At 73.3% G+C, this 18,644-nt stretch carries 18 protein-coding genes; 13 read left to right on the top strand and 5 right to left on the bottom strand.

Annotation, left to right across the window (positions count from 1 at the left end; translation table 11 throughout):
* The first annotated feature begins 7 nt into the window (after nt 1–7).
* Complete coding sequence (locus ACZ6KF_RS00090) at nt 8–1,150, top strand: glycosyltransferase family 4 protein (protein ID WP_356631687.1); 1,143 nt, start codon at nt 8–10, stop codon at nt 1,148–1,150.
* A gap of 160 nt (nt 1,151–1,310) precedes the next feature.
* Here ACZ6KF_RS00090 and ACZ6KF_RS00085 read toward each other — a convergent pair whose 3' ends face one another.
* Nucleotides 1,311–3,107 carry an AMP-dependent synthetase/ligase gene (locus ACZ6KF_RS00085; protein ID WP_356631685.1) on the bottom strand — a complete coding sequence of 599 codons (1,797 nt, stop codon included), beginning with the start codon at nt 3,105–3,107 and terminating at the stop codon, nt 1,311–1,313.
* Between the two features lie 294 nt (nt 3,108–3,401).
* Between ACZ6KF_RS00085 and ACZ6KF_RS00080 the strand changes: the two genes are divergently transcribed.
* From ACZ6KF_RS00080 to ACZ6KF_RS00055, 6 genes are all read left to right on the top strand, one after another.
* Nucleotides 3,402–4,199, top strand: coding sequence for a metallophosphoesterase family protein (locus ACZ6KF_RS00080; protein ID WP_356631684.1), 798 nt, complete (start codon nt 3,402–3,404; stop codon nt 4,197–4,199).
* A gap of 117 nt (nt 4,200–4,316) precedes the next feature.
* The gene (locus ACZ6KF_RS00075) at nt 4,317–4,757 is read left to right on the top strand and encodes an SRPBCC family protein (RefSeq protein ID WP_356631682.1); all 441 of its coding nucleotides are present in this window, start codon (nt 4,317–4,319) and stop codon (nt 4,755–4,757) included.
* A 144-nt stretch (nt 4,758–4,901) separates the two neighbouring features.
* Nucleotides 4,902–6,071, top strand: coding sequence for an ArsA family ATPase (locus ACZ6KF_RS00070; RefSeq protein WP_469158108.1), 1,170 nt, complete (start codon nt 4,902–4,904; stop codon nt 6,069–6,071).
* A gap of 73 nt (nt 6,072–6,144) precedes the next feature.
* Entirely contained in the window at nt 6,145–6,642 is a 498-nt protein-coding gene (locus tag ACZ6KF_RS00065; RefSeq protein ID WP_356631678.1) for a DUF5304 domain-containing protein, read from the top strand.
* Nucleotides 6,643–6,746: 104 nt separating this feature from the next.
* Nucleotides 6,747–7,700, top strand: a complete 954-nt coding sequence (locus ACZ6KF_RS00060) for an ROK family glucokinase (protein WP_356631676.1) — start codon at nt 6,747–6,749, stop codon at nt 7,698–7,700.
* Between the two features lie 79 nt (nt 7,701–7,779).
* Nucleotides 7,780–8,532 (top strand): endonuclease/exonuclease/phosphatase family protein, encoded by a 753-nt coding sequence (locus tag ACZ6KF_RS00055; protein WP_356631674.1) that lies wholly within the window; start codon nt 7,780–7,782, stop codon nt 8,530–8,532.
* Nucleotides 8,533–8,548: 16 nt separating this feature from the next.
* Here the strand turns inward: ACZ6KF_RS00055 and ACZ6KF_RS00050 are convergent, their stop codons facing one another.
* Nucleotides 8,549–9,187: a hypothetical protein gene (locus tag ACZ6KF_RS00050; protein WP_469158110.1), complete on the bottom strand. Its 639-nt coding sequence runs from the start codon at nt 9,185–9,187 to the stop codon at nt 8,549–8,551.
* Nucleotides 9,180–9,959: an alpha/beta hydrolase gene (locus ACZ6KF_RS00045; protein ID WP_356631670.1), complete on the bottom strand. Its 780-nt coding sequence runs from the start codon at nt 9,957–9,959 to the stop codon at nt 9,180–9,182. Before ACZ6KF_RS00045 ends, ACZ6KF_RS00050 begins: the two co-directional genes overlap by 8 nt.
* Before the next feature lie 163 nt (nt 9,960–10,122).
* Between ACZ6KF_RS00045 and ACZ6KF_RS00040 the strand changes: the two genes are divergently transcribed.
* The 5 genes from ACZ6KF_RS00040 (at nt 10,123) to ACZ6KF_RS00020 (ending at nt 14,977) form a co-directional block, all read left to right on the top strand.
* Nucleotides 10,123–10,899 carry a lysophospholipid acyltransferase family protein gene (locus tag ACZ6KF_RS00040; protein ID WP_356631668.1) on the top strand — a complete coding sequence of 259 codons (777 nt, stop codon included), beginning with the start codon at nt 10,123–10,125 and terminating at the stop codon, nt 10,897–10,899.
* 25 nt (nt 10,900–10,924) lie between these two features.
* Nucleotides 10,925–12,160, top strand: coding sequence for a MacS family sensor histidine kinase (gene macS, locus ACZ6KF_RS00035; RefSeq protein WP_356631666.1), 1,236 nt, complete (start codon nt 10,925–10,927; stop codon nt 12,158–12,160).
* Nucleotides 12,157–12,840: a response regulator transcription factor gene (locus tag ACZ6KF_RS00030; protein WP_356631664.1), complete on the top strand. Its 684-nt coding sequence runs from the start codon at nt 12,157–12,159 to the stop codon at nt 12,838–12,840. The genes macS and ACZ6KF_RS00030 overlap by 4 nt, the downstream gene beginning before the upstream one ends.
* Before the next feature lie 45 nt (nt 12,841–12,885).
* Nucleotides 12,886–13,914 (top strand): 6-phosphofructokinase, encoded by a 1,029-nt coding sequence (locus ACZ6KF_RS00025; RefSeq protein ID WP_356631662.1) that lies wholly within the window; start codon nt 12,886–12,888, stop codon nt 13,912–13,914.
* Between the two features lie 67 nt (nt 13,915–13,981).
* On the top strand, nt 13,982–14,977 hold the full coding sequence (locus ACZ6KF_RS00020; protein WP_469236508.1) for a 2-hydroxyacid dehydrogenase: 996 nt from the start codon (nt 13,982–13,984) through the stop codon (nt 14,975–14,977).
* Here the strand turns inward: ACZ6KF_RS00020 and ACZ6KF_RS00015 are convergent.
* Together ACZ6KF_RS00015 and ACZ6KF_RS00010 are read right to left on the bottom strand one after the other, a co-directional pair.
* Nucleotides 14,929–16,809, bottom strand: a complete 1,881-nt coding sequence (locus tag ACZ6KF_RS00015; protein WP_469236506.1) for an anthranilate synthase family protein — start codon at nt 16,807–16,809, stop codon at nt 14,929–14,931. The two genes, ACZ6KF_RS00020 and ACZ6KF_RS00015, sit on opposite strands and share 49 nt — an antisense overlap.
* 99 nt (nt 16,810–16,908) lie before the next feature.
* Nucleotides 16,909–16,965, bottom strand: a complete 57-nt coding sequence (locus tag ACZ6KF_RS00010) for a trp operon leader peptide (protein ID WP_071659820.1) — start codon at nt 16,963–16,965, stop codon at nt 16,909–16,911.
* A gap of 110 nt (nt 16,966–17,075) precedes the next feature.
* Between ACZ6KF_RS00010 and ACZ6KF_RS00005 the strand changes: the two genes are divergently transcribed.
* Entirely contained in the window at nt 17,076–18,428 is a 1,353-nt protein-coding gene (locus ACZ6KF_RS00005; RefSeq protein WP_356631658.1) for a class II 3-deoxy-7-phosphoheptulonate synthase, read from the top strand.
* Nucleotides 18,429–18,644: the final 216 nt, after the last annotated feature.

Raw genomic sequence — 18,644 nt, 5'->3', positions numbered from 1 at the left:
GGCGTCGATGCGCAAGACCCTCATCGTGACCAACGACTTTCCGCCCCGGCCGGGCGGCATCCAGGCGTTCCTGCACAACATGGCGCTCCGCCTGGACCCCGAGCGGCTGGTCGTCTACGCCTCCACCTGGAAGCGGGGGCGCGAGGGCGCCGGAGCCACGGCCGCGTTCGACGCCGAGCAGCCCTTCACCGTCGTACGCGACACCACGACGATGCTGCTGCCGACGCCCGCGGTCACCCGGCGGGCCGTCGGGCTGCTGCGCGAACACGGGTGCGCGGCGGTGTGGTTCGGGGCTGCGGCGCCGCTCGGGCTGATGGCGCCGGCGCTGCGCAGGGCGGGCGCCGAGCGGCTGGTGGCCACCACCCACGGGCACGAGGCCGGCTGGGCCCAGCTGCCCGCCGCGCGGCAACTGCTGCGCCGCATCGGGGAGTCCACCGACGCCCTCACCTACCTCGGCGAGTACACGCGCTCCCGGATCGCCGCCGCGCTCACCCCGGACGCCGCCGCCAGGATGGCCCAACTGCCGCCGGGCGTCGACGAGAAGACGTTCCATCCGGACTCCGGAGGCGCCGAGGTGCGCGCCCGGCTCGGCCTCGTCGACCGGCCGGTCGTCGTGTGCGTCTCCCGGCTCGTGCCGCGCAAGGGGCAGGACACCCTCATCCTCGCCCTGCCGCGGATTCTCGCCGCACAGCCCGATGCCGTGCTGTTGATCGTCGGCGGGGGGCCGTACGAGAAGGAGCTGCGCAAGCTGGCCCGCGAGACGCGGGTGGAGAAGTCGGTGGTGTTCACCGGGGCGGTGCCCTGGTCGCAGCTGCCCGCCCACTACGGCGCCGGCGACGTCTTCGCGATGCCCTGCCGCACCCGGCGCGGCGGCCTCGACGTCGAAGGGCTCGGCATCGTCTACCTGGAGGCCTCCGCGACCGGACTGCCCGTCGTCGCCGGGGACTCCGGCGGGGCGCCCGACGCCGTGCTCGACGGCGAGACCGGCTGGGTCGTGCGCGGCGGCTCCGCCGAGGAGGCCGCCGACCGGATCACCGCCCTGCTCGGCGACGACGAACTGCGCCGCCGGATGGGGGAGCGGGGGCGGCGCTGGGTCGAGGAGAAGTGGCGCTGGGACCTGCTGGCCGAGCGGCTGAAGGAACTGCTGTAGCCGGCCGGACGAGAGATCTCGCGGTGGCCGGGGGCGCCGCCCCTCGCCGTGACCGGGCGTGCGGCCTCGACGCTGCAGGGCGTACGACCTTGCCGCGGCCGGACATGGGACGGCGCGGGTCCCCTCGTCGGGGCCCGCGCCTTTGCGCTCCTCGCGCCCGCTACTTCGCGTACAGCGCCTCGATCTCGGCCGCGTAGTCCTTCGCGACCACGTTCCGCTTCAGCTTCAGCGACGGCGTCAGATGGCCCGACTCCTCGGTGAACTGCGAGTCCAGGATGCGGAACTTGCGCACCGACTCCGCCTTCGACACCGCCGCGTTGCCGTCGTCGATCGCGCCCTGCACCGCGGCGAGCAGGTCCGGGTCGTCGCGCAGCGAGGCCGCCGTGGAACCGGCCGGCTTGCCGTGCTCGGCGGCCCAGCGGCCGAGGAACTCCTCGTCCAGGGTGATCAGCGCGGCCACGAACGGACGGGCGTCGCCCACCACCATGCACTCGGCGACCAGCGCGTGCGCGCGGATGCGGTCCTCGATCACGGCCGGGGCGACGTTCTTGCCGCCCGCGGTGACCAGGATCTCCTTCTTGCGGCCGGTGATCCGCAGATAGCCGTCCTCGTCCAGGGTGCCGATGTCGCCCGTGTGGAACCAGCCGTCCGCCAGCGCCTCCGCCGTCGCCGCCGGGTTGTTCCAGTACCCCTGGAAGATGTGCTCGCCGTGCAGCAGCACCTCGCCGTCGTCGGCGATGCGCACCACCGAGCCGGGCAGCGGCTGGCCGACCGTGCCGATCTTCTGCCGGTCCCACGGGTTGAAGGCGGTGGCCGCACAGGACTCGGTCAGGCCGTAGCCCTCCAGCACGGTGAAGCCGATGCCGCGGAAGAAGTGGCCCAGGCGCTCGCCGAGCGGCGCGCCGCCGGAGATGGCGGCCTCGCCCCGGCCGCCGAGGACCGCGCGGAGCTTGCCGTAGACCAGCTTGTCGAAGACCTTGTGCTTGATCCGCAGACCGAGGGACGGGCCCGACGGGGCGTCCAGCGCCCGGCTGTAGGCGATCGCGGTGTCGGCTGCCTTGTCGAAGATCCTGCCCTTGCCGTCCGCCTGCGCCTTCGCCCGCGCCGAGTTGTACACCTTCTCGAAGACGCGCGGCACGCCCAGGATCAGCGTCGGCCGGAACGAGGCCAGCTCGTCGGTGAGGTTCTTGACGTCCGGGACGCAGCCCAGCTTGATCGGCGCCATCATCGGCGCCACCTGCACCAGCCGCCCGAAGACATGGGCGAGCGGCAGGAACAGCAGCACACTGCACTCGCCGGTGCGGAACAGCGGGCGCAGCCGCTCCACGACGTTGCCGCACTCGGCGAAGAAGTTGCGGTGGGTGAGCACACAGCCCTTGGGGCGGCCGGTCGTGCCGGAGGTGTAGACGATGGTCGCCGGGTCGTCGGCCTTCGCCAGGGAGCTGCGCTCCTCGACCGTCTCGTCGCTGACGTCCCGCCCGGCGCGGCCCAGTTCCTCGACGCCCCCGCCGTCGATCTGCCAGACGTGCTTCAGCGCCGGCAGCCCTTCGCGCACCGACTCCACCGCGGCGGCGTGGACGCCGGTCTCCACGATGCACGCGGTCGCGCCGGAGTCGCCGAGGATCCACTGCACCTGCTCCGGCGAACTGGTCTCGTACACCGGCACGGTCACCGCGCCCGCGCACCAGATCGCGAAGTCCAGCAGCGTCCACTCGTAGCGCGTGCGCGACATCAGGCCCACCCGGTCGCCCGGCTGCACCCCGGAGGCGATGAGCCCCTTGGCGGCGGCGTGCACCTCGGCGAGGAACTCGGTGGCCGTCACGTCCTGCCAGGAGCTGCCGGCCTTGCGGGCGATGACGGCGACGTCGGGGTGCTGCGCGGCGTTCCTGCGGACGATGTCCGTCAGGTTGCCGTCCGAGGGGACCTCGTACAAAGCCGGAAGGCTGAACTCGCGCAAGACTGCTGCTCCTCTGGGGCGCCGGCGCCACGACGTTGTGTGATGCGACGGTCCGGTCCAAGGCTCGGGCAGGTGCTCGCGGATTCATCTGTTGAAACCTGAGCACAACTGGACTGCCCGGACGTTACCCGCCGGTATGGCGTCTACGACAGGGGGGTCCGGCGAGATGTTCGCTGCGTCACACGGGTAGGTGTTCCTTCGCGCACAGTAGTCCACCGATGAATCGGCCAGCCAGTAATCGCAGGTCCGGCCGCCACTGTTCACGCATGCCGCACACGCCTACGCTTGATCGTCATGGCATCCACACCGGCCCCCGGCCGCACGACACGCGTGCACGTGGTGAGCGACGTGCACGGCAACGCCCGCGACCTCGCCCGGGCCGGCGACGGCGCGGACGCCCTCATCTGCCTGGGCGACCTGGTCCTCTTCCTCGACTACGCGGACCACTCGCGCGGCATCTTCCCCGACCTCTTCGGCGTGGAGAACGCCGACCGCCTGGTCGAGCTGCGCACCGCCCGCCGCTTCGACGAGGCCCGGGAGCTGGGCCGCCGGCTGTGGGCCGGGATCGGCGAGGACCGGGCGACGGTGATCGAGCGGGCGGTGCGCAGGCAGTACGCCGAGCTGTTCGCCGCGTTCCCCACCCCGACGTACGCCACCTACGGCAACGTCGACATGCCGCCCCTGTGGTCCGAGTACGCCCGCCCCGGCACGACCGTGCTGGACGGGGAGCGGGTGGAGATCGCCGGCCGGGTCTTCGGCTTCGTCGGCGGCGGTCTGCGCACCCCCATGCGGACCCCGTACGAGATCAGCGACGAGGAGTACGCCGCCAAGGTCGAGGCCGTCGGCGAGGTGGACGTGCTCTGCTCGCACATCCCGCCGGAGGTGCCCGAACTCGTGTACGACACCGTGGCCCGGCGCTTCGAGCGCGGCAGCCGCGCCCTGCTGGACGCCATCCGCCGCACCCGGCCCCGCTACGCCCTCTTCGGCCACGTCCACCAGCCCCTCGCGCGGCGCATGCGGATCGGCGCCACCGAGTGCGTGAACGTCGGGCACTTCGCCGGCACCGGACGGCCCTGGGCGCTGGAGTGGTGAGGCCCGCAGTCGGCGCAGGTGGGGGTGGCAGCGGGCCGGTCGCCGCGCGGTAGCCTTCACACCGCACCCACGCGCGCTGCACGACGCGTACCGGCACGATCCGGAGGAGCCACGGCGATGGCGGAACACACCAGCTCGAGCATCGAGATCCAGGCGGCCCCGGCCGAGGTCATGGCGGTGATCGCCGACTTCGAGCGGTACCCCGACTGGACCGGTGAGGTCAAGGAGGCCGAGATCCTCGAGACCGACGGGCAGGGCCGCGCCGAGCAGGTCCGGCTGGTCATGGACGCCGGCGCGATCAAGGACGACCAGACCCTCGCCTACACCTGGACCGGCGACCACGAGGTCTCCTGGACGCTGGTGAAGTCCCAGATGCTGCGCTCCCTCGACGGCTCCTACGTGCTCAGGCCGGCCGGCCCCGGCGCCACCGAGGTGACCTACCGGCTGACCGTCGACGTCAAGATCCCCATGCTCGGCATGATCAAGCGCAAGGCCGAGAAGGTCATCACCGACCGGGCGCTCGCCGGACTGAAGAAGCGCGTGGAAGCCGGCCGCTAGCCTCCCGGAGCCGGAGCCGGAGCCGGAGCCGGAGCCGGAGGCAGAGCCCCGTCCGAACCGGAGCCGAGGTGGAGCCGGCCTCCCGGAGGCTCCCGGGATCCACGGAACCGGGGTGATCCGGACCTCCCGGTACCGTTCCCCCTCATGCGCACCCTCCTGATCACCGGCCCCGGCGGCAGTGGCCGTACGACCGTCGCCGCCGCCACCGCGCTCGCCGCCGCCCGCGAGGGCGCCCGGACCCTGCTGCTCGGCACCGACCCCGCCGACACCCTCGGCGCGGTCCTCGGCACCGCGACCGGCCCGGCCCCGGTGACCGTCGCCCCTCGCCTCACCGTCCTGCGCCCCGACGCCGCCGCCGGCTTCCGCGACGGCCTCACCGCCCTCCAGGACCGGGCCACCGCCGCCCTCGACCTGCTCGGCGCGGTCCGGCTGGACGCCGAGGAACTCACCCCGCTGCCCGGCGCCGGCGAACTCGCCGCCCTGCGCGCCCTGCGCGACGCCGCCCTCTCCGGCGACCACGACCTCGTCGTGGCCGACCTCCCGCCCACCCCGGCCGCCCTCGCCCTGCTCGCCCTGCCCGAGCAACTGCGCCGCTATCTGCGCCGGCTGCTGCCGCCCGAACGACAGGCCGCCCGCGCCCTGCGCCCCGTCCTCGGCCGCCTCGCCGGCGTCCCCCTGCCCGCCGAGGCGCTCTACGAGGCCGCCGCCCGCTGGGACGTCGAACTGGCCGCGACCGAGGCCGTCCTCGCCGACCCGGACACCTCCGTGCGGCTGGTCGCCGAGCCCACCTGGGCCGGTGCCGACGCCGTGCACACCGCCCGCCTCGGCCTCGCCCTGCGCGGCCTGCGCGCCGACGCCCTGGTCGCCGGCCGCGTCCTGCCCGAGGACACCGCCGACCCCTGGCTCGCCGGCCCCGTCGCCCAGCAGCGCAAGATCCTCGACGAGTGGCGCGCCTGCCACGACGTGCACACCGTCCCCCACCTCGGCCGCGACCCGCGCGGCGTCGACGACCTCGCCGCCCTGCCCGTGCCGCCGCCCGGCGCGGCGTCCTCCGCGGTCGCCTGGCCCGTCACGGACCGCCTCGCCGAGGACGGCGTGCTGGTCTGGAGCATCCCCCTGCCCGGCGCCGTCCGCGACGACCTCGACCTCGTCCGGCGCGGCGACGAACTCGTCGTCACCGCGGGCCCGTTCCGCCGGATCGTCCCCCTTCCCTCCGCCCTGCGCCGCTGCACCGTCCAGGGCGCGGGACTGCACGAGGGCGAGCTGCGGGTGCGCTGCGCGCCGGACCCGCGACTGTGGCCCACGAGCCGGTGAAAGCGCCGCGCCCGTTCGGGTACCGTCGTAGGAACGGCCGCCCGCCGCGCGAGAACGCAGTCAGGAGCCCGCCATGAGCGAAGAGCGTCCCCCGTCCGACCCCGCCGAGGAGCGCACGGACCACGCCCCGCGCCCCACGGCGGACGCCGACGCCTGGGCGACCGCCTGCGCCGAGGACCTGGAGGCCGAGAAGGCCCGTCGCCGCGCCGAGCAGGGCCGCGCGCCCGGCTCCGCCGCCGAGGAACTGCGCCGGCTCGTCGACACCGTCGCGGACCGGCTGACCGCACTGCAGAACCCGTTGCTCGGCGCCGTCGCCGGACCCGCCGCCCAGCAGGTGGTGCAGCAGGTCGTCCAGCAGGCCAGGGCCGCCGTCGAACCGGTCATCGAACGCAACCCGCGCGTCTTCGACCACCTCGCCGCCGCCGGCCAGGAACTGCTCGCCGCCTACCGCTCCGCCGTCGAGACCCAGGAGCAGCGCTGGACCGCCCGCGACGCCGGCCCGGGCCCCGACCTCGACGTCCCCGGCGACGAGGACGGCCCGGCCCCCGGTCACCGCATCGACCTGGACTGACCGTGTGTGATCGACCCTGCCCGGGGAGTGGACGACGGCAGCCCCGACGGCAGGGCCTCGGGTACGGTTGGCCGTAGCGGGGCTCGACCGAAACTGAGGGATTCATGGGACTCACCATCGGCGTCGACATCGGCGGCACGAAGATCGCGGCCGGCGTGGTCGACGAGGAAGGCAACATCCTCTCGACCCACAAGGTGCCGACCCCGGGCACGCCCGAGGCGATCGTGGACGCCATCGCCTCGGCGGTGGAGGGCGCGCGTGCCGGGCACGAGATCGTCGGCGTGGGCATCGGCGCCGCCGGGTACGTCAACCGCCAGCGTTCCGAGGTCTACTTCGCGCCGAACATCGACTGGCGCAACGAACCGCTCAAGGACAAGGTCGAGGCCCGCGTGGGCCTGCCGGTCGTCGTCGAGAACGACGCCAACGCGGCCGCCTGGGGCGAGTACAAGTTCGGCGCGGGCAAGGGCCACCGCAACGTCATCTGCATCACGCTCGGCACCGGCCTCGGCGGCGGCATCATCATCGGCAACAAGCTGCGCCGCGGGCACTTCGGCGTGGCCGCGGAGTTCGGCCACATCCGCATGGTGCCGGACGGACTGCTGTGCGGCTGCGGTTCGCAGGGCTGCTGGGAGCAGTACGCCTCCGGCCGCGCCCTCGTCCGGTACGCCAAGCAGCGCGCCAACGCCACCCCCGAGCGCGCCGAGGTGCTGCTCGCGCTCGGCGACGGCACCCCGGACGGCATCGAGGGCAAGCACATCTCCATGGCCGCCCGCCAGGGCTGCCCGGTCGCCGTCGACTCCTACCGCGAGCTGGCCCGCTGGGCCGGCGCCGGCCTGGCCGACCTGGCCTCCCTGTTCGACCCGTCGGCGTTCATCGTCGGCGGCGGCCTCTCCGACGAGGGCGACCTGGTGCTCGACCCGATCCGCAAGTCGTACAAGCGCTGGCTGGTCGGCGGCAACTGGCGTCCCGTCGCCGACGTGATCGCCGCCCAGCTCGGCAACAAGGCCGGCCTCGTCGGCGCGGCGGACCTGGCCCGGGAGCCCGACCCGATCATGTGACGGCCGCTTCGGTCCGTGCCGCGACCCTGCCCGCCGAGCCCTGTCCGGGCGCGGCGGGCAACGTCGTATCTTGATCCGCATGGCGACGAGTCCCCTGCCCGACTCCCGTACCGAGGACGACGGCTCCGCCGTCGTGCGGGTCCTCGGCTACAACGTCCGCTCCCTGCGCGACGACACCGACGCGCTCGCCCGGGTGATCCGCGCGTGCGCCCCCGACCTGGTCCTCGTCCAGGAGGCGCCCCGGTTCTTCCGGTGGCGCAAGAAACTCGCCCGGCTCGCCGCCGCCACCGGCCTGGTCACCCTCTCCGGCGGCGGCACTGCCGCGGGACCCGCGCTGCTGTGCTCCCTGCGCACGACCGTCGAGCGCACCGAGGACGTCCTGCTGCCCCTCACCCCCGGACAGCACCGGCGCGGCCTGGCCACCGCCGTGGTCCGCTTCGGCGCCGTCCGGCTCGGGGTCGTCAGCTGCCATCTGTCGCTGGAGCGGCAGGAGCGGCACGAGCAGGGCGGGATGCTGCTGGACCGGCTCGCCGCGCTCGGCGTCCCGCACGCGATCGCCGGTGGCGACCTCAACGAGCGGCCGGACGGGCCCACGTTCCGGCGGCTGGCCGACGAACTGCAGGACTGCTGGGCCACCGCGCCCTGGGGCGGCGAGCACACCTTCCCCGCGACCGCGCCCGACCGCCGCATCGACGCCGTCTTCGCCACCAAGGGCGTCGAGGTGCTGGGCTGCGGCGTGCCCACCGGCCTGCCCGGCGTCGGCCCGCACGAGCTGAGGGCGGCCACGGACCACCTGCCCGTCCTGGCCGCCCTCCGCGTGCCCGCCGCCTGACGCGGCGCACGCCCGCTCACACCACGGCGCCGCGCCCCGGGTCGTCCTCGTCCTCGTCGTCCGTGCGCATCCGCATCACCAGCGTGGCGAAGCCGCCGAGGAAGCCGCCGATGGCCAGCGTGCTCAGCCACCACGTCATGTGCCAGCCGAGCAGCACCGCCAGCAGAAGCAGCAGCGGCCCGCCCAGCACGCCGAGCCAGGCGAACTTGGCGGTGGCGTCGGCGGCGGGCAGCGGCGGCGGCTCCGGCGGCACGAAGTGGCCCTCGTCGTCCGGGCCGAGGTCCTCCTCCGCGGGCTCGGCCACGGAGTAGTCCCGCGGGCCCGCGCCGCCGACGCCGGGGGCGAAGGTGACGGAGCTGCCGAGCGGCTGCGGGGCGTCCTTCTTCGGCTCGGGACGGGTGGCCGTGTCGCCGTCGCCGTCGTTGGTCTCCGCCTCCAGCAGCGCCAGGTCCTCTATGGACTTGAACGGCTTGGCGCCCGGCGGGTCCGCCGGCTCGTCGCCGTACCCCGCGACGATCGCGGCCCAGGCGGCGTCCTCGTCGAAGGGCACCTTCTGCTCCGCGCCCTCCCCGCCCGCCGGTGACATGCCGCCCTCCCGCCTCTCCCGCTCTTCCCGCTCCTCACGGTCCTCGCGCTCCGAGTCGAACTCAGCCACCTGCGGCCGTCCCTTCCTTGCCGACGCTGGGTGCGAGCCGGCCGATGAACGCGAGGCTCTCCTCGAAAATCCGGTCCGCGTCATGGTCCAACGTCGCCACGTGGTAGCTCTGTTCCAGCAGCAGCTCGGTCACGTCGGAGGACGAGACACGGCTGAGGATGCGGGCCGAGTCGGCCGGCGGCACCACGTGGTCCTGCGGGCTGCGCAGGAGCAGCAGCGGCTGGGTCACCCGCGGCAGCTCGGCGTCGACCACCCGGAAGAAGTTCCGCAGCGAGTGGGCCGCGTGCAGCGGGACCCGGTCGTATCCCACCTCGACGACGCCGGGCCTGGCGATGTCCCCGGCGACGCCGGGCGTGGTGCGGACCAGGTGCCGGGCGACGGGAAGGGCGTACGCCGACAGGCCGTGGACCTTGTTGGCCGGGTTGACCACCACCACGCCGCCGACCGCGTCCCCGTGCCGGGCCGCGAGCCGCAGGGCGAGGGCGCCGCCCATGGACAGACCGCACACGAACACCCGCGCGCAGCGCTCGCGCAGGGCGCGCAGCTCCCGGTCCACCTCCGCGTACCAGTCCTGCCAGCCGGTGAGCTGCATGTCCTCCCAGCGCGTGCCGTGCCCGGGCAGCAGCGGCACGGAGACGGTCAGGTCGTGCGCGGCGAGGTACTCCGCCCAGGGGCGCATCGACTGGGGGGAACCGGTGAAGCCGTGGCACAGCAGGACGCCGACCTCTCCGCCGTCGTGGCGGTAGGGCTCGGCTCCGGGGAGGACCGGCACCTTCGGTCTCCTGTTCATGAGAGGGCGGGCGGGAACGAGTCCGGGTGTGCATCACCGTACGCGACCGCACTGACACCGACCAGGGCCGTCGGGTCCGCCGGCCGGCGGCCGGGTTAAGGTCTGATCCACAGACACAGGAGGCACTCGGTTGTTGTACGGCGCGATGAAGGTTTCCATCGGGGGACCGCTGAAGCTCGTCTTCCGGCCCTGGGTGGAGGGCCTGGAGAACGTGCCCGCCGAGGGACCCGCGATCCTCGCGAGCAACCACCTGTCCTTCTCCGACTCGTTCTTCCTGCCCGCGGTCCTCGACCGCAAGGTCACCTTCATCGCGAAGGCCGAGTACTTCACCACCCCCGGCGTCAAGGGCAAGCTCACCGCCGCCTTCTTCAAGGGCGTCGGCCAGCTCCCGGTGGACCGCTCCGGGGCCCGCGGCGCCGGCGAGGCCGCCGTCAGGAGCGGCATCGAGGTCGTCGAGCGCGGTGAGCTGTTCGGCATCTACCCCGAGGGCACCCGCTCGCCCGACGGCCGCCTCTACCGCGGCAAGCCCGGCGGCCTCGCGCGCGTCGCCCTCGCCACCGGCGCCCCCGTCATCCCGGTCGCGATGATCGACACCGAGAAGATCCAGCCGCCCGGCAAGGTACTCCCGAAGGTCATGCGCCCCGGCATCCGCATCGGCCGGCCCCTGGACTTCAGCCGCTACCACGGCATGGAGCACGACCGCTTCGTGCTGCGCGCGGTGACCGACGAGGTCATGTACGAGATCATGAAGCTCTCCGGCCAGGAGTACGTCGACATGTACGCGACCGCCGCCAAGCGGGAGATCGCGGAGGCGGCCAAGGCCGAGAAGGAAGCGGCGAAGGCGGCCCGGGCGGCCCTCGCGCAGGCGGAGAAGGAACAGGCCGACAAGGAACAGCAGGCACGGCGGGACCACGCCGAATAGGCGGTCCGGCACGGGGCGGGGGGACATGGCCAGGCGCGAGCGTGTGATGAGGATGTCGGTCGAACTGCCGCTGTGGCGCGCCCTGACCGCGTACCGGGTGCTGACCCTCGCCTACGCGATCGGCCTGTTCTGCACCGCCTACGACGAGTTCGCCCGCCCCTGGGTCGCCGTCGCCTTCTACGCCGTCCTCGCCGCGTGGACCCTGGCCACCCTGCCCAAGGTCGCCAGTGCGGCGAGCTGCACCAGGCGCTTCCTCGCCGTCGACCTCGCCCTCGCCCTCACCGGCATCCTGCTCACCCTGGCCGCCGACTCCCCGGAGCGGATCGAGGCCGGCGGGCCCACCCTGCCGTCGATCTGGACCGCCGGCTCCGTGCTGGCGTTCGCGCTCAAGGGCGGCTGGCGCTGGGCGGCCGTCGCCTCCACCCTGGTCGCCGTCGCCAACCTGATCGAGCGCGGCAATCCGGCCCGCGACACCGTGCACAACGTCATCCTCGTCTGGGTCGCCGCCATCGCCATCGGCTACGTCGTCGAGGTCGCCCGCGCCTCCGAGCGCACCCTCGCCCGCGCCCTGGAGATCGAGGCCGCGACCAGGGAGCGCGAGCGGCTGGCCCGGGACATCCACGACAGCGTGCTCCAGGTGCTGGCCATGGTGCAGCGGCGCGGCGCGGTCATCGGCGGCGAGGCCGCGGAGCTGGGCCGCATGGCGGGCGAGCAGGAGGTCGCCCTGCGCACCCTGGTCTCCGGCGGCCTCTCCCCGGTCTCCCGGGTGTCGGAGGACAGCGCCGAGGGGGCGGTCGTCCGGGCCGTGGAGGAGCCGGAGGACGCCGGCGCCCCCGTCGACCTGCGCGGGCTGCTCGCCCCGTACGCCGGCGCCCGGGTGAGCCTGGCCGAGCCAGGCGCCCCGGTGCCGCTGCCGCCGCCCGCCGCCCGTGAACTGGCCGCGGCCGTCGGGGCGGCCCTGGACAACGTCCGCCGGCACGCCGGGGAGGGCGCCCGGGCCTGGATCCTGGTCGAGGACGAGCCCGGCGAGGTGATCGTGACGGTACGGGACGACGGGCCAGGCATCCCCGAGGGTCGGCTCGCGCAGGCCGAGGGCGAGGGACGGATGGGCGTGGCCCTGTCCATCCGCGGCCGGCTGCGCGACCTCGGCGGCACGGCGGAGGTGATCTCGGTGCCGGGGCAGGGCACGGAGGTCGAACTGAGGGTTCCGAAGGAACGGCAGGACAAGCGGACGGCACGGGGGAAGGCGGAACGGCGATGAGTGAGCAGGGCCCGATCAAGGTGATGGTCGTGGACGACCACCCGATGTGGCGCGACGCCGTCGCCCGCGACCTGGGCGAGTCCGGCTTCGACGTGGTCGCCACAGCGGGCGACGGCGAGCAGGCCGTCCGCCGCGCCAAGGCCGCCGCTCCCGACGTCCTCGTCCTCGACCTGAACCTGCCGGTCAAGCCCGGCGTCCAGGTCTGCAAGGAGCTGGTCGCCCACAACCCGGCGCTGCGGGTGCTGGTGCTCTCCGCGAGCGGCGAGCACGCCGACGTGCTGGAGGCCGTCAAGTCGGGCGCCACCGGCTACCTGCTGAAGTCGGCGTCCACCGAGGAACTGCTGGACGCGGTGCGCCGCACGGCCGCGGGCGACCCGGTGTTCACCCCGGGCCTGGCCGGACTGGTCCTCGGCGAGTACCGCAGGCTGGCCTCCGACCCCGCCCCCGGCGGCGCGGGCCCGGACGCCGACGACCCGAACACGCCCCGGCTGACCGACCGGGAGACCGAGGTGCTGCGCCTGGTCGCCAAGGGCCTGAGCTACAAGCAGATCGCCGAACGGCTGGTCATCTCCCACCGCACCGTCCAGAACCACGTCCAGAACACGCTCGGCAAGCTCCAGCTGCACAACCGGGTGGAGCTGGTGCGGTACGCGATAGAGCGCGGTCTCGACGACGAGTGAGGCATTCGCCGCTAGCGTGAAGGACACCCGACGAAGGGATCTGTCATGCGAGTGGGAGTACTGACCGGCGGCGGCGACTGCCCGGGGCTCAACGCCGTCATCCGGGCCGTCGTCCGCAAGGGCGTCCAGGAGTACGGCTACGAGTTCGTCGGCTTCCGGGACGGCTGGCGCGGTCCGCTCGACGGCGACGTCACGCGCCTGGACATCCCCGCCGTCCGCGGCACCCTGCCCCGCGGCGGCACCATCCTCGGCTCCTCGCGCCTGGACCCGCTCCAGCGGGAGAACGGCCCCGCGCTGATCCGGGAGAACCTCGCCAAGCACGAGGTGGAGGCCCTCATCGTCGTCGGCGGCTCCCGCACCCTCGGCGCAGCCGCCCGCCTCGCCGACGACCACGGCCTGCCGATCGTCGGCGTCCCCAAGACGATCGACAACGACCTGTCCGCCACCGACTACACCTTCGGTTTCGACACCGCCGTCGGCATCGCCACCGAGGCCATCGACCGGCTGCACACCACCGCCGAGTCCCACATGCGGGTCCTCGTCGTCGAGGTCATGGGCCGCAGCACCGGCTGGATAGCCCTCCACTCCGGCCTGGCCGGCGGCGCCAACGTCATCCTCATCCCCGAGCAGCGCTTCGACGTCGACCAGGTGTGCGCCTGGGTGACGTCCCGGTTCCGGGCTTCGTACGCCCCGATCGTGGTGGTCGCGGAGGGGGCGCTGCCCAAGGACGACACGACGCTGCTCACGGAGATCTCCCCCGACCCCTCGGGGCGGGTGCGGCTGTCCGGGGTGGGGGAGTGGCTGGCCGGCGAGATCGAGCGGCGTACCGGCAAGGAGGCCCGCACCACGGTCCTCGGCCACATCCAGCGCGGCGGCAGCCCCAGCCCGTACGACCGCTGGCTCGCCACCCGCTTCGGACTGCACGCCATCGACTGCGTCCGCGACGGCGACTTCGGCACCATGGTCGCCCTGCGCGGCACCGACATCGTCCGCACGCCGATCTCGGCGGCGACGGCCCGGCTGAAGACGGTGGATCCAAAGCTGTACGCGGAAGTGGGGGTCTTCTTCGGCTGAGGGTGTTCCCCGGCCGGCGGCCGGGAACCCAGCACAGGAAGTCACCCGAGCACCCCGGAGGGCCACCTTGGAGATTCTCGCGTTCGGCGTCCAGGCCGACGAGAGGCCGCTGATCGAGGACGCCTTCCGGGACCACCACCCGGTCCGCTGCCTCGACGTCTTCCTCAACCAGGACACCGCCCCCATCGCCGCCGGCCACGAGATCGTCTCAAGCAGCGTCAACGCCGACCTCGGCGGGCCCGTCCTGGAGATCCTCGCGGCCGGCGGGACGCGGATGATCGCCCAGCGCTCCACCGGCTTCAACAACATCGACCTGAAGACCGCCGAGCGCCTCGGCCTGACCGTGGCCCGGGTGTCGTACTACTCGCCGTACTCGGTCGCCGAGTTCGCCTGGACCCTCGCCATGGCCGTCAACCGGCGGGTCGTCCGCGCCTCGAACCGCACCCGCGACTTCGACTTCCGGCTCGACGGGCTGATGGGCCGCGACCTGCACGGCCGCACCGCGGGCGTCCTCGGCACCGGCAAGATCGGCGAGGCGTTCGCCCGGATCGCCCACGGCTTCGGCATGAGGCTGCTCGGCTGGGACATCGCCGAGAACCCCGCCTGCCTGGAGCTGGGCATGACGTACGTGCCCAAGGAGCGGCTCCTCGCCGAGTCCGACCTGGTCAGCCTGAACGTGCCGCTGATGCCGCAGACGCTGCACCTGATCGACGCCGCCGCGCTGCGGACCATGAAGGACGACGCGATCCTGGTCAACTCCAGCCGCGGCGGCCTCGTCGACACCGCCGCCCTGGTCCACGAACTGCGCGCCGGCCGCTTCACCGGCGTCGGCCTCGACGTGTACGAGGCGGAGGCAGGGCTGTTCTTCCTGGACAAGTCCCTGGAAGCCGTCGAGGACGACACCCTGGCCCGCCTCGTCACGTTCCCCAACGTCCTGGTCACCTCCCACCAGGCGTACTACACCCGGGAGGCGGTCGGCCAGATCGTAAAGACCACGGTGCGCAACGTCCTCGACTACACGGCGGGCCGCCGCTCGGAGAACGTGCTGGCGCCGCGCAGCTGACCCACCAGCTTCCGGACCAGGCCGGCGCCGTTGAGCGTCAGCACCGACTCGGGGTGGAACTGCACCCCGGCGAACCCGGGCCCGCGCAGGGCGTGCACCTCGTACGCCCCGCTCCGGCTGACCTCCACCCCGCGCGCCGCCAGCTCACCGGCCGCCCCGTCGTCGCAGCGGGCCACGAAGCTGTTGTAGAAGCCGACGGTCTCGCCGCGCCCGAACAGGTCGATCTCCACCTGCGCCCCCTGGTACGGCACCTCCTTGCGCACGATGTCCAGCCCCAGTTCGGCCGCGATCAGCTCGTGCCCGAGACAGACGCCGAGCACGCCGTGCGGGTGGGCGCCCAGCACCTCGGCGGTCAGCGCGCGCAGGAACCGCATCTTCGGGTCGTCCCGGTCGGACGGGTCGCCGGGGCCGGGGCCCAGCACGAGCGGACCCTCGTGGGCGAGGGCCGCTTCCCGCAGCCCCGGCTCGTCGTACCGCCGCACGGTCACCTCCAGGCCCGCCGAGCGCAGCACATGACCCAGCATCGCCGTGAAGGTGTCCTCGCCGTCGACGACCAGCGCGTGCCCGGTCACCGCGTCGGCCGGCTCCTGCATCCGCAGCCAGAACGGCGCCAGCGACGCCCGCCGCCCGTCCAGCGCCGCCCGCACCCGGGGATCGTCCGCCAGCCGGGGCCGCGCCCCCTGCGCGTGCGACCGGGACGGGCGCACGCCGAGGGCGGAGAGCACCCCGGCCGCCTTGGCGTGGGTCTCGGCCACCTCGCCCGCCGGGTCCGAGCCGCGCACGAGGGTGGCCCCGACCGGGACGCGCAGCCGGCCGGACGCGTCGATGTCGGCGGTGCGGATGAGGATCGGCGAGTCGAGGGTCTGCGCGCCGCCCGGGTCCCGGCCGATCAGCGCGAGGGCGCCGGCGTAGTAGCCGCGCCCGCCGTTCTCGTGCCGCTCGATCACCCGGCAGGCGTTCTGCACCGGCGAGCCGGTGACCGTCGCCGCGAACATCGTCTCCTTCAGCACCTCGCGCACGTCCAGCGAGGACCTGCCGCGCAGCTCGTACTCGGTGTGCGCGAGGTGCGCCATCTCCTTGAGCCGGGGCCCGACGACGACGCCGCCCCGGTCGCCGACGGTGCACATCATCTTCAGTTCCTCGTCCACGACCATCGACAGCTCCTCGATCTCCTTGCCGTCGGCGAGGAAGTCGAGCAGGTGTTCCGGGGTGGGTCCCTCGGCGGGATAGCGGTACGTGCCGCTGATCGGGTTCATCACGACGGTGCCGCCCGTCATCCGCACGTGCACCTCGGGGCTGGCCCCGACCAGCGTCCGGTCGCCGGTGTGCACCACGAACGTCCAGTACGCGCCCCGCTCGCCGTCCAGCAGCCGCCGGAACAGCGCGAGCGCGTCGGCCCGCCCGAACCCGGGGATCGCCCCCTCGTACGTCCGCCGGATGACGAAGTTGGCCCCCTCGCCCCGCCCGATCTCCTCGCGCAGCACCCGCCCCACGATCCGGGCGTACTCCTCGTCCCCGACGTCGAAGCCGCCGCCCTCGACGCGCACCTCGTGCGCCGGAAGGGCGTCCAGCGCCTCGGCGAGCGGGATCTCGTGGCGCTCCTCGGGGATCAGCACGGTCAGGGGGGTGCCGTCGTCGCGGACGTCGAACCCGCGCTCGCGGATCTGGCGGAAGGGGATCAGGGCGAGGCCCTCGTCGGGCAGGTCGGCGAGCCGCTCGCGCACGGCGACCGGGCCGACCAGCAGCTCCACGACGTCGTGGTCGTGACCGGGGGTGCGGCGGCGCAGCAGAGCGAACGGACGGGGGTCGTCCAGCAGATCGAGCAGATGCATCGGTCGTGTCCTTCTCTCGGTGAGGAGGAGCGACCCGCGTCCGCAAACGCCGAAGGCCGCCCCTCCGGGCGGCCTTCGCGAAGTCGTGCGTACGCGCAGTCAGTGGGCCGCCGGAGAAGCGGTCCACCACCAGTTCTGGGTCGAGTGCGCGAACATGGGGCCGACCCTACCGCACCCTTCGCGGCGGCGTCCGCGGGACGTATCCGGCGTCTCATTTCCTGGGCAAGGGGGCGGAGCCGGGGACATCACCCCGTAATGTTGAGGTCGTGACCGTGAACGCTAAGACCAGCCACAGTGCCGGCAACACCTGGCGAAACCTGCCCGCGGCGCAGCAGCCCGAATACCCGGACCCCGAGGCTCTGCGCGCAGTGATCGCGGACCTCGAGTCGTATCCGCCCCTGGTCTTCGCGGGCGAGTGCGACCAGCTGCGCGCCCGCATGGCGGCCGTCGCCAAGGGAGAGGCGTTCCTTCTCCAGGGCGGCGACTGCGCCGAGGCGTTCGACGCGGTGTCCGCCGACCAGATCCGCAACAAGCTCAAGACCCTCCTCCAGATGGGCGCCGTCCTCACGTACGCCGCCTCCGTCCCGGTCGTGAAGGTGGGCCGGATCGCGGGGCAGTACTCCAAGCCGCGCTCCAAGTCGACCGAGACACGCGACGGCGTCACGCTGCCCTCGTACCGGGGCGACTCCGTCAACGGCTTCGCCTTCACGGAAGAGGCCCGGATCCCGGACCCCGAGCGGCTGAAGCGGATGTACCACGCGTCCGCCTCCACGCTGAACCTGGTCCGCGCCTTCACCACCGGCGGCTACGCCGACCTGCGCCAGGTGCACGCCTGGAACCAGGACTTCGTCAAGTCGTCCCCCTCCGGCCAGCGCTACGAACAGCTCGCCCGCGAGATCGACAACGCGCTCCACTTCATGCACGCCTGCGGGGCGGACCCGGAGGAGTTCAAGACCGTCGAGTTCTACTCCTCGCACGAGGCGCTGCTGCTCGACTACGAGTCCGCGCTGACCCGTGTCGACTCCCGCACCGGTGAGCTGTACGACGTCTCCGCGCACATGGTGTGGATCGGCGAGCGCACCCGGCAGCTGGACCACGCGCACATCGAGTTCGCGTCCCGCATCCGCAACCCGATCGGCATCAAGCTCGGCCCGACGACCACGGCCGAGGAGGCGCTCCAGTACATCGAGCGCCTCGACCCGGATCGCGACCCGGGCCGGCTGACCTTCATCGTCCGGATGGGCGCCGACAAGATCCGCGACCGGCTCCCCGAGCTGGTCGAGAAGGTCACGGCGTCCGGCGCGGCGGTGGCCTGGGTGACCGATCCGATGCACGGCAACACCTTCGAGGCGGCCTCCGGCCACAAGACCCGCCGCTTCGACGACGTGCTCGACGAGGTCAAGGGCTTCTTCGAGGTGCACAAGGCGCTCGGCACCCACCCCGGCGGCATCCACGTCGAGCTGACCGGCGACGACGTCACCGAGTGCGTGGGCGGCGGCGACGAGATCTTCGTCGACGACCTGCACCAGCGCTACGAGACCGCCTGCGACCCGCGGCTGAACCGCAGCCAGTCGCTGGACCTGGCGTTCCTGGTGGCGGAGATGTACCGCGACCAGTAGTCGGACGTACGGCGACCAGTAGTCGGACGTGCGGCGATCAGTACGAGGGGCGTCGCCTTCCGTTGCGGGGGCGTGCGCGTGCAGAGCGCGGTGGGGGGGGGGGGGAACAACGCCCCCCCCCCCCCCCCCCCCCCTCCCCCCCCCAAAGGAGGGGAAGCAGTGTCCCTCCCCAACAACCCCCCGAGGAAGAAGAAAACCCCCCACCCCCCCAAAAGA

The organism is Streptomyces sp. NPDC046379, assembly GCF_055587785.1.
The sequence above is the reverse complement of the archived record's forward strand: the minus strand, read 5'-3'. Positions and strand labels throughout refer to the sequence as shown.

What these genes read in the sequence shown, in the direction of transcription:
- ACZ6KF_RS00040 (WP_356631668.1), top strand. Translation starts at nt 10,123, where the DNA reads ATGAAGGTTTCCATCGGGGGACCGCTGAAGCTCGTCTTCCGGCCCTGG.
- ACZ6KF_RS00055 (WP_356631674.1), top strand. Translation starts at nt 7,780, where the DNA reads ATGGCGACGAGTCCCCTGCCCGACTCCCGTACCGAGGACGACGGCTCC.
- ACZ6KF_RS00090 (WP_356631687.1), top strand. Translation starts at nt 8, where the DNA reads ATGCGCAAGACCCTCATCGTGACCAACGACTTTCCGCCCCGGCCGGGC.
- ACZ6KF_RS00065 (WP_356631678.1), top strand. Translation starts at nt 6,145, where the DNA reads ATGAGCGAAGAGCGTCCCCCGTCCGACCCCGCCGAGGAGCGCACGGAC.
- ACZ6KF_RS00060 (WP_356631676.1), top strand. Translation starts at nt 6,747, where the DNA reads ATGGGACTCACCATCGGCGTCGACATCGGCGGCACGAAGATCGCGGCC.
- ACZ6KF_RS00075 (WP_356631682.1), top strand. Translation starts at nt 4,317, where the DNA reads ATGGCGGAACACACCAGCTCGAGCATCGAGATCCAGGCGGCCCCGGCC.
- ACZ6KF_RS00080 (WP_356631684.1), top strand. Translation starts at nt 3,402, where the DNA reads ATGGCATCCACACCGGCCCCCGGCCGCACGACACGCGTGCACGTGGTG.
- ACZ6KF_RS00025 (WP_356631662.1), top strand. Translation starts at nt 12,886, where the DNA reads ATGCGAGTGGGAGTACTGACCGGCGGCGGCGACTGCCCGGGGCTCAAC.
- macS (WP_356631666.1), top strand. Translation starts at nt 10,925, where the DNA reads ATGGCCAGGCGCGAGCGTGTGATGAGGATGTCGGTCGAACTGCCGCTG.
- ACZ6KF_RS00030 (WP_356631664.1), top strand. Translation starts at nt 12,157, where the DNA reads ATGAGTGAGCAGGGCCCGATCAAGGTGATGGTCGTGGACGACCACCCG.
- ACZ6KF_RS00070 (WP_469158108.1), top strand. Translation starts at nt 4,902, where the DNA reads ATGCGCACCCTCCTGATCACCGGCCCCGGCGGCAGTGGCCGTACGACC.
- ACZ6KF_RS00015 (WP_469236506.1), bottom strand. Translation starts at nt 16,809, where the DNA reads ATGCATCTGCTCGATCTGCTGGACGACCCCCGTCCGTTCGCTCTGCTG.